Raw genomic sequence first — 7607 nt, forward strand, 5'->3', positions numbered from 1 at the left:
AGACCTCCGACCTGAAATCCCTCACGCCCGCAGCCTGGGCCAAAGCCAGACGCGCCGCCATGCGTTCCGCCGCCTGATTTACTCCCGTTCCTTCGTCAGCTTCCGTGCCACTCACCCAAGGCAGTCTGGCTGTCGGTTACGATGGAACGACGATTCTGCCGAATCAGGTTCGCTTTCCTCGTCAAGTACTGCTCGCCGCCGGAAAGTGAGCGTCCCGATAATAACAAAACTCGCAAACCTTCGGAATCTTGCCGTCGAGATGGGCCTGGCGGAACGCCACGTAATCGTCGCCGTTCCACGTTTCCAAAAAGCTCTTGCCCCGGCCCAACTCATACGCGTCCGGGTTGCCGATGACGCAACAGGGAACTGTTCGCAAGTCGGAGGAGACAAAGGCCCGTTCAAAAGGCCACGGACACAACTTATCGGGTGAACTGGCGTTGTATTTTTCGGTGATGTTCCAAAACCACACCTTTACGCCGAGGCTTTGGCCCAAATCCACCAAGGCAAGCAACCGGTCGTGGTCGAGGCTGTCCTCGACGTTGACCAATCCATTGCGGACATCCCACTTATCCAATCCCCAGTTCGTCAATTCCAATGAGAACACTTGATTAGTAAAACCGGCGTCGTGCGCCAAACGCACCAAGTCCTCCAACTGGTGTTGGTTGCCGCGCTGCACCACCGTCCACATCTTGGTGCGGCTGATGTTTTTTTCGCGGCAGTAAGCATTGATCAGTTTGCAGTTCTCGATGACTTTGTCGAAGCGCGAGCCGCGCCGGATTCCTTCGAACGTCGCCCGGTCAGCACCATCAATGGAGATCTGAATTTCATTGACTCCGGAATCCACCAACTTTTTGTAGTTGTCTTTGACGTGCAACAGGGAAGCGTTCGTGGTGGTGCGGACCCAAATTTGTCGCGCGCGCGCGTATTTGATCATCTCGAAGAACACATCCCCCTGCATCAGTGGCTCACCGATGCCCTGGAGCTTGATTTCGACCAGACCGTATTGCTCGTCGATCAGCCGCTGAAAATCCGCCAACGACATGTCTTCCCCACGCTTTCCCTTCGGCCAGTCGCTCACCACGCACATGGTGCAGTGGAAGTTGCAACGGCTCACGTTCTCAATGTCCAATTTGATGGGCAGGTAGTCCACTGTGGCCCCCCGACGGGATGAACGCATGTACTTCTCAAAGTTCTCGCGTCGCCGAAGTGACGAGGAAAGGGCCAGTTCACGCTCCCGCCGATACGCCTCAATGCCGGCGGCTGGCTCGGGCGCGGGCAGTTGTCGCAGTTGTCGGCGTGCGGCCAGGACGGAATCGGTGGGGGCCGCCGGTGGCTCTTGAACTGGGACATATTTGTTCATTGCAAAATCACTGAAAAGAATCGGTGGGCGCAGATGCCACCTCGCCGATATTCGGCGGACGGAAACCTGCAGACTTGACATTCGACGGCGCGTCCATCGCTTAGACGTGTACCCCAGAATTACTGGTAGCTCAAGCAAGAACTTCTCTGGAAAAGAGAGATGCTCGTTAATCTTATTGCGGCCGCGTATCTGAAAGCTGAGGTTGCAAAGGATCGCAGTAGTTGGAAATGAACATTTCGGCAAAACCTTCAACAGTGAAGGGACGAAGGGCCGGACCTTTAAGGAAAGAATCGATGGCTGCCAGGTAACTGTTGTGCTCGTTTTCCGAGAGGCCGGAGATAAAGCGGTATAGCTCGTCGTAGGTCGCGAAGTTGCGTTTGTCGATGAACGTGTCCTTGGGAACTGAATCCAGAACATTGGGTGCACCAAGGTAAATGGGAACACAGCCAGAGAAAAAACAATCGAACATTTTCTCGGAAAGGTAGTCGGTTTCAACCGAGTTTTCATAAGCAATGCAGAAACGATAATCGTGCAGGGTCAAATGTTTCGGTCTGCGATTCGGCCCGATGTGCGAGGGAAAGCGATGTGTCTTCAAGCGGTTCAGCCAGGAAACCCGCCGGTAGGCAAAACGAATCCCAAGATTGAGCGTGGCAAGTCTGCCGGTGAAAAGGGGTTTGTCCCATTCCGTGCCGATGAGGTCGAAATCCTTCGGGGCATGAGCCTCAAACCAGCGAATCGCGCGGACCCGTTCTGAATACAATTCATTGGGTCGGACGGAAACCATGAAGCTGTTGATCATGGTGACGAGCTTGCGCTTCAAGAACGGAACTGTTGAGAAGTTCCCGGATCGCACTCGATTTGGAATATGGTAGAGCCGGTATTTCTGCGGGTCATCGGCGCACAAATCCTGTTTCCAGGTCAACACGGTTTTGAACGGGCGGTGCTTGCGAGAATCATAATTGTCCGGGCGGATGATCGGCGGTTCAATCAGGATGAGATGAAGTTCCGGATGTCTCCGGCGCACGAGTGTGCGAAAACGTGAGTTGATTTTAGTCGGATAATCCAGGAAAAAAATCTTATCAAAGGAATCCAAGTCTTCCATGTCGATGGTCGCAACGTGGTGTCCGAGTTGGCGCAATTGCTTCGTAAGATGGACCATGAAGTAAGCCAGTTCCTCGCCGACAATCGACGAACTGTCCGAAAGCATCCGGTTCTTGTTATAGAAATTGTAGAAGTTCCAGAATCCGATGTTCATGACCGGGTAAGAATTACAATCCTGGCTTCAGTGAACCAGGCGACTGCGCCATGCGCAGGCACATTCCATTTCAACAAGATTGCAGAGCGATTCAACCAAATGCTTAATAGCATCCAATCCTAATTCATCATCGTGACTCAAGACAAAAACTTTCCGGCAAAACTTTGCCCGTTGATATCTTCACTAATCTTCCACGTAACGCTTGACCCACGCACACGGTCGCATAACCATCACTCCCAGTTGTATCAAACCGAATTCGGCATTGTCTCATAAGCGCATCATCATAATCGGCGGCGGGATTGTTGGATTGGCAACCGCCTTCAAACTGACGCGGCGTTGTCCCTCCGCACGGGTCATTGTGTTGGAGAAGGAGGAGGCCGTCGGCCGTCACCAGACCGGCAACAACAGCGGCGTCTTGCACGCCGGGCTGTATTACAAACCCGGTTCGACAAAGGCGTTGCTGGCGGTCTCCGGAATTCAAGAAATGGTGGCCTTCTGTCGCGAGCACAACATTCCCCATGAAATCTGCGGCAAGCTGGTGGTGGCAGCCGATCAATCTGAAATCCCGCGACTCCACGATCTGTACGACCGCGGAAACAAAAATGGTTTGCAGGGGTTGAGACTCCTTGATCAGCACCAGATGCGGGAGATTGAACCGCACGTAGGCGGAGTGATGGCACTGCGCGTGCCACAGGAAGGGATTGTGGATTATCCAAAAGTCTGTGCCGTGCTGCTTCAACAAATCGAAGCGCATGAGGGCCGGGTGGTGACGCGGGCCAAAGTGACTGCCTTGCGTTTGAACGCGAACGGCTGGATTGCGCAAACGACCGCGGGAGATTTTGAGCCGGATTTTTTGATCAACTGTGCCGGCTTGCATTGTGACCGTGTCAGCGAACTGGCCGGTGAAAAGCGGGAAGTGAGGATCGTCCCCTTCCGCGGAGAATACTACAAGATCAAACCCGACCGGCAGCATCTCGTTCGCAACCTGATCTATCCAGTGCCTGATCCGAAGTTTCCTTTTCTCGGCGTTCATTTTACGCGGTTAATTCACGGCGGCATCGAAGCCGGCCCGAATGCGGTGCTGGCGTTTGCGCGGGAAGGCTATCGCAAGACCGACATCAATCTGACCGACTTGTTCGATGCGCTGACTTTTTCCGGGCTGTGGAGATTTCTGGCAAAACACAAACGGATGAGTTGGGAAGAATTGAAACGTTCGTTCAGCCGACGGCTCTTTTGCGAGTCGCTGCAAAAACTGGTGCCGGAAATCCGCCGGGAAGATTTGGAAACGGGCGGCGCCGGAGTCCGCGCGCAAGCGATGTCGCCCAGTGGCGAACTCGTACAGGATTTTTGTTTCGTGAAACGGCCCAAGGCACTGCACGTTTTGAACGCTCCCAGTCCGGCCGCGACCGCTTCCCTGGCCATTGGGGAGGCAATCGTTCGGCAGGTCGCTTCAGAATGTGGGTGATTCACGGAGTGCAGTGATACGGGTTTCCCTTACTTGAGATTGCCGTTGGCATCCCAAGACAGAAAACATTCTGCGTATAAGGTCGGGATTCCTTCAGAAGGTAACCCATTGTATAGACGAATACTGGCCACGTTCAGCACAATCAATGGCACACTGCAAATGCGAATGAGTTCAATTCCTCAACAATAACCACTTTGTTCTGCCTACTGTAGTGCCCCCGGCAAATCCCCGGCCCAATTTCCAGTAATTCTCTCAATGGCGCTGAGCCTCCCCCATAGCTTATGGTTTCGTTTGAAGAGACAATGATACAATTGAGCGGGATAGCGGGATATTTATCTTGCTATTTCACATATAATAATGCTTGAATATACGCGTCAATGAAAACTTCCTTCTTGCGACGTTTTGAAGCGGGAGGTTCCATTCATAAACTCGACACAGAAAGGGCAGGCTAACATGCAACTTCCGACCCAAAAACCCCACAGTATCATTTTACCCACGATCATCTTTGTCCTGGCGCTCTGCGCACCGAACTTTTTGAAAGCGCAGGCAATCGCAGCCGTGCCAGTGTGCGCCACGCCGCCGTCGGGGCTGACGCATTGGTGGCCCGGGGAAAACAATGCCAACGACATTGTGGATGGCGCCAACGGCACGCTGCAAAATGGGACCACGTTCGCCGCGGGCATGGTGGGACAGGCGTTCAGCTTTGACGGAGCGGATGATTATGTTTCCTTCGGCAACACCACCGGCAATTTCGGCACGAACGATTTCACGATTGAGTATTGGCTCAAGACCAGTACGACCCGGATTGAACCGGTCATTGGGAAGTGGGGTAATTGCGGTTTTTCCAGCTTCTGGGATATGCGGCTCTCTGGGGGTAAGTTGCAACTGGAGATGGCTTCGGACGCGAGCGGGAACGACGTGAACAGTCGGCCATCCAATCGGAGTGTCAATGACGGGGTGTTTCATCACATTGCCGTGGTTCGGCACACCACTACGATTTCGATGTACATTGACGGCGTTTTGGATTACACGAATTCGACGCCAGGGATTACGATCCTTAACAACAGTGCGAACCTGCTGGCTGGAAGCGGGCCCTGCATTGGGGTGGATGGGACGCAGCCATACACGGGTCTGTTGGATGACATCTCGATTTACAGCCGAGCGCTGACGTTGGCCGAAATCCAATCGATCTACAACGCCGCCAGCGCGGGCAAGTGTCCGCCACCGCCTCCGCCCGTTTGTGTTCCGCCGCCATCTGGTTTGGTGAGTTGGTGGCAGGCCAACAATAGTGCGTTGGACCGCGCGGACAGCAATCATGGGACGTTGATCGGAAACGCCGGGTATGCTGCCGGAAGAGTGGGGCAGGCCTTTACCTTTGATGGCAGTGGCGATGCCGTTTTCATCGGGAATCCCGCCAACCTGCAACTTCAGAATCTCACGATTGAAGGCTGGGTGAAACGTTCCAGCGACACGCAGGTTTCAGCCAATTCGATCTATGGGGAGATTGTCGGCTACGGTCCGGGCGGCTACGTGCTGGGCTTCCGACAGGATGGCAGTCTGTTCTTGTCGAAGAATACGATAAGCGATGTTCGGTCGGTCGGCACGATCACCGACATGGCGTGGCATCACGTTGCGGTGACCAAGAACGGCAGCACGGTGGTGTTTTATCTGGATGGCGTGGCTGAACCGGCCATTACCTACAACACGACGTTCGAATTCACTACGGACCTCAGAATAGGCGCGGTGAACAGCGGGGTAGAGGCGAGTTTCCTGGGGATGATTGATGAGTTGGCCATTTACAATCGCGCACTCTCCACCACCGAGATTCAATCGATCTACAACGCTGACAGTGCGGGCAAGTGTCCTCCGCCGCCAACTTGTGTACCCACTCCTGCCGGTCTGGTGAACTGGTGGCCTGGGGAAAGCAATGCGACGGATGTGGTGGGCGGGGTGAACGGGACATTGAATGGCGGGCTGGGATTTGCAGCGGGCGAGGTGGGGCAGACCTTCAGCTTTGACGGAGTTGATGATTATGTTTCCTTCGGCAACACTACGGGCAACTTCGGCACGAACGACTTCAGCATCGAGTTTTGGATCAAGACCACTTCGACCAGAATGGAATCAACCATCGAAAAATGGGCGAGTTGCAGCTTTTCGAGCTTTTGGGAAATACGAATGCGCGGAGCGGGAGCGTGGGGTGCCGCCGGCCGGTTGGAAATGGCAATGGTTTCCGATGCCGCTGGACACGATGTCAACTCGATTCTCTGCAACCGGGCGATCAACGATGGCATCTTTCACCATGTCGCCGTCGTGCGACAAGCGACCAATCTCTCGTTCTACATCGATGGTGCATTCGACGTTCAAGGGTCCACGGCGGGGATCACGATCCTCAACAACGCGGCCAACTTGACGGCGGGCCGGAGTGTTTGTGTTGGAGTTGATGGCACGTCGTCGTTCACCGGCCAGATGGATGAGATTTCGATTTACAACCGGGCGTTGACGTTGGCGGAAATCCAATCCATCTACAACGCGGCCAGCGCGGGCAAGTGTCCTTTGCCGCCGCCGCCACCACCGCCGCCTGCTATCGGACCGTTTATCAACGGCAGTTTTGAAATGCCGGTCGTTTCGCTGGGCGGGCATGCGCAGCCGAGCGGCTCCACCAACATTACGGGCTGGATCCTTGGCGGGGCCGGCACGGTGTCCTTTATCAATGGTCCTGCCGGCGGCGTGGTCAATCCAGTGGATGGCGCGCAACAGCTTGATTTCGACAGTGGCGATTCACCCGCCAATGCCACCCTTTCACAGACGTTCCTGACGATCATCGGCCAGCTTTATGCCGTCAGTTTTAATGTCGGTCGCTTTGGACCGGGCGGTGCGACGATGAGTTTGTTGGCGGAGGTCAAGTCGGGCACGGGTGCGGTGTTGGGTTCGTTGAGCGCGGTGGCGCCCAACACGCAAAGCTACGGTGCGGCGCAGTCCTTCACGTTTACGGCCACGACGACGAACTCGACCTTGACCTTTACGGACACTTCTTCGGCAACGGTCGCCGTGGATGTGTTGCTGGATAATGTGTCGGTGACGCCGGGCAGCGGAACTTGCGTTGCACCGCCGCCGGGATTGACGCATTGGTGGCCCGGCGAGAGCACTGCGCAGGACGTTGTGGGTGGCGTCAACGGGACGCTCAATGGAGGGCTGGGCTTTGGGGCGGGTGAAGTGGGCCAAGCCTTTAACTTTGACGGAGTCAATGACTATGTGACCTTCGGCAACACGGTCGGCAATTTCGACACGAACGATTTCACGATTGATTTTTGGATCAAGACGGCTGCGGCCCGGATCGAATCCGTCATCGAGAAATGGCCGACGTGCGGGATCTCGAGCATGTGGGACATTCGGATTGGCGGCAACGGCATAGGCCGATTGGAATCGGAAATGTTCTCCGATGCCGCTGGGAACAACCACAATGTGATTGTCTCCGGACGAACGATAAATGACGGAGTGTTCCATCATGTGGCCTACGTGCGCAAGGG

The 7607-nt window shown here is 54.9% G+C and carries 4 protein-coding genes; 2 read left to right on the forward strand and 2 right to left on the reverse strand.

Going from position 1 to position 7607, the window contains the following annotated elements:
• Positions 1 to 181 precede the first annotated feature (181 nt).
• Both HY298_26090 and HY298_26095 read right to left on the reverse strand, forming a co-directional pair.
• Complete coding sequence (locus HY298_26090; GenBank protein ID MBI3853730.1) at positions 182 to 1360, reverse strand: radical SAM protein; 1179 nt, start codon at positions 1358 to 1360, stop codon at positions 182 to 184.
• 172 nt (positions 1361 to 1532) lie between these two features.
• Positions 1533 to 2615 carry a hypothetical protein gene (locus tag HY298_26095; GenBank protein MBI3853731.1) on the reverse strand — a complete coding sequence of 361 codons (1083 nt, stop codon included), beginning with the start codon at positions 2613 to 2615 and terminating at the stop codon, positions 1533 to 1535.
• 262 nt (positions 2616 to 2877) lie between these two features.
• Here HY298_26095 and lhgO point away from each other — a divergent pair, with 262 nt between their 5' ends.
• The gene (gene lhgO, locus HY298_26100) at positions 2878 to 4080 is read left to right on the forward strand and encodes an L-2-hydroxyglutarate oxidase (GenBank protein ID MBI3853732.1); all 1203 of its coding nucleotides are present in this window, start codon (positions 2878 to 2880) and stop codon (positions 4078 to 4080) included.
• A gap of 453 nt (positions 4081 to 4533) precedes the next feature.
• Positions 4534 to 7607, forward strand: a 3074-nt coding sequence (locus HY298_26105) for a DUF642 domain-containing protein (protein ID MBI3853733.1), incomplete at its 3' end; no start/stop codon positions are given.

The organism is Verrucomicrobiota bacterium (assembly GCA_016200005.1).
In the GTDB taxonomy this organism is placed as follows: domain Bacteria; phylum Verrucomicrobiota; class Verrucomicrobiia; order Limisphaerales; family PALSA-1396; genus PALSA-1396.

Bases quoted from the DNA above. Each gene is read 5' to 3' on its own strand.
- HY298_26090 (MBI3853730.1), bottom strand. From the start codon at position 1,360: ATGAACAAATATGTCCCAGTTCAAGAGCCACCGGCGGCCCCCACCGAT.
- HY298_26095 (MBI3853731.1), bottom strand. From the start codon at position 2,615: ATGAACATCGGATTCTGGAACTTCTACAATTTCTATAACAAGAACCGG.